The sequence below is a fragment of the Paraburkholderia sp. SIMBA_054 genome (assembly GCF_046534875.1).
Classification (GTDB): Bacteria; Pseudomonadota; Gammaproteobacteria; order Burkholderiales; family Burkholderiaceae; genus Paraburkholderia; species Paraburkholderia hospita.
This window is the reverse complement of the sequence record NZ_JAWRXV010001308.1, coordinates 1-250: the sequence shown is the minus strand read 5'-3', so window position 1 is coordinate 250 and position 250 is coordinate 1. Positions and strand designations below refer to the sequence as shown.

The window sequence follows — 250 nt, the reverse complement described above, 5'->3', positions numbered from 1 at the left end:
CACGACGTTCTCGCCCGGATCGGCACGGGTCTCTATGTCGGCAACTTGTGGTACGTGAACTTTTCGGACCGCATGAATTGCCGCCTCACCGGCATGACGCGATTCGCGACGTTCTGGGTCGAGGACGGGCAGATCGTCGCGCCGCTCGACGCGATGCGCTTTGACGACAGCCTGTATCGGCTGCTCGGCAGCGAGCTCGAGGAGCTTGGCGCGCAAGCGGAATTGCTGCTTGCCGACGGCACGTGGGGCG

At 64.4% G+C, this 250-nt stretch carries 1 protein-coding gene; it reads left to right on the top strand.

Annotated elements, in window-relative coordinates; genetic code table 11:
- The coding region (locus SB822_RS59335) for a metallopeptidase TldD-related protein (protein WP_410859406.1) at positions 1 to 250 on the top strand (250 nt) is incomplete at both ends.